The sequence below is a fragment of the Stenotrophomonas sp. 2YAF22 genome (assembly GCF_052114665.1).
GTDB classification, from domain to species: domain Bacteria; phylum Pseudomonadota; class Gammaproteobacteria; order Xanthomonadales; family Xanthomonadaceae; genus Stenotrophomonas; species Stenotrophomonas indicatrix.
The window spans coordinates 1-1688 of the sequence record NZ_JBFRFE010000769.1; the positions used below are offsets into that span (position 1 = coordinate 1).

Consider the following 1688-nt stretch of genomic DNA (forward strand, 5'->3'; position numbering starts at 1 on the left):
CACCAGCACCGTGTACTGCACGGCCTGGCCACGCGCGGGGTCGACGAACTGCGGCAGGAACGCGGCGGCGAACAGCAGCAGCTTGGGATTGCTCAACCCCACCAGCAGGCCACCACGGAACACTGCCCAGGCACCGTGCACCGGCGCCAGCGCTGCTGCATCGACGTCTGTCGCCACCGGCGCCTGCCGGTAGCTGTCCCGCCACGCCTTGATGCCCAGCCAGGCCAGATAGGCCACACCCAGGTAACGCAGCACATCGAACAGCATCGGCGATGATCGCAGCACCGCGCTCAGGCCGGCTGCGGACGCCGCAAGCACCAGCAGCATCGCCAGCAGGCAACCGGCCATGGCCGGCACGCTGCGACGAAAGCCCAGGCCGACGCTGCGCCCCAGGATGTGCAGCATGTTCGGCCCCGGCGTGCCACATAGCACGAAGACTGTCGCCAGGAACCACCACCAGGTATGCAGGGCCATCACTTCGTCCACCGGAATAATCCCTGCAAGGATAGTGCGCAGCGGCTGTTACCACCATGCACAGTCCCGGGTCGATTCGACGGATACAGCGGCTGCGGCTCAGCCGCTGGCAACGCGCGACGCACGCAGTTCGGCCATCGCGATGCGCAGCACCCGCAGCGCCGAGCGCAGGAACACGACCAACAGCGCGACCGCGACCAGCAGGTCCGGCCAACCGGCACCGAACAGCGCCACCAGCCCCGCCGCCAGCACCACCGAAACGCCCTCGAAGATATCGTTGCGCGCGCATTCCCAGGCCGATGCCAGGTTCACGTCGTCATTGCGATACGGCGTCAGCAGCCACAGGCAGAAGCCATTCGCGGCCAGGTTCAGCAGCGCAGCCAGGCCCATGCTTTCGAACAGCGGAACCTGCGGATGCGCCAGCCGCCATCCGATCTGCACCGCAACTGCCACCGCCGCTGCCAGGATCAGCACGCCCTTGAACAAGGCAACCCGCGCCTTGGCCGCCACGCCGGCCCCCACCACCAGCAGGCTCAGCAGATAGGTCGCCGCATCGCCCAGGTTGTCCAGCGCACCGGAGAGCAACGAGGACGAATGGCTGTACCAGGACGCGCCGACCATCATCAGGAAGGTCGCCAGGTTGATCAGCAGGACGATCCACAGCACGCGCCGGTGGCGCGCCTGCATGGCCGCCACATCCAGCGTCTTGCCGCAGCCACAGCATTCGCCCATCGCCCTGCCCTCTGCCTGTCTTGGCCCATTATCGCGCCGATCAGGCGCGTCGGCAGCGGTTGCGACGGGCCAACCAACGATTGCGTGCGCCGGGCCAAGCCGGCACGCAGCATCCCGGCCTCTGATGTGCTGCAATGGCCCTTCCCCGGCACGGAGACACGCATGAAGACGCTTGGCCTGATCGGTGGCATGAGCTGGGAGAGTTCGGCGCAGTACTACCGCCTCATCAACGAAGAGGTACGCGCGCGGTTGGGCGGCGCGCATTCGGCGCAGTTGCTGATGTGGTCGGTGGATTTCGCCCGCATCAAGCAGCTGCAGCACGACGGCGACTGGGATGCCCTGGGCAACGAAATGGTCGATGCCGCACAGCGGCTGCAGGCCGGTGGCGCCGAACTGCTGCTGATCTGCACCAACACCATGCACAAGCTCGTTGCTGAGATCGAAGCGGCCTGCCCGCTGCCCTTGCTGCATATCGCCGACCC

General features: G+C 66.9%; 3 protein-coding genes. 1 reads left to right on the forward strand and 2 read right to left on the reverse strand.

The window, feature by feature from the left end; genetic code table 11:
- Both AB4Y84_RS20935 and AB4Y84_RS20940 read right to left on the reverse strand, forming a co-directional pair.
- Positions 1–474, reverse strand: a 474-nt coding sequence (locus AB4Y84_RS20935) for a LysE family translocator (protein WP_442250848.1), incomplete at its 3' end; no start/stop codon positions are given.
- Positions 475–573: 99 nt separating this feature from the next.
- Positions 574–1206 (reverse strand): cation transporter, encoded by a 633-nt coding sequence (locus tag AB4Y84_RS20940; RefSeq protein ID WP_363732489.1) that lies wholly within the window; start codon positions 1204–1206, stop codon positions 574–576.
- A 162-nt stretch (positions 1207–1368) separates the two neighbouring features.
- Between AB4Y84_RS20940 and AB4Y84_RS20945 the strand changes: the two genes are divergently transcribed.
- Positions 1369–1688 (forward strand): aspartate/glutamate racemase family protein (locus tag AB4Y84_RS20945; RefSeq protein WP_442250847.1); only part of this gene is annotated, 320 nt, incomplete at its 3' end.

Bases quoted from the DNA above. Each gene is read 5' to 3' on its own strand.
- AB4Y84_RS20940 (WP_363732489.1), bottom strand. From the start codon at position 1,206: ATGGGCGAATGCTGTGGCTGCGGCAAGACGCTGGATGTGGCGGCCATG.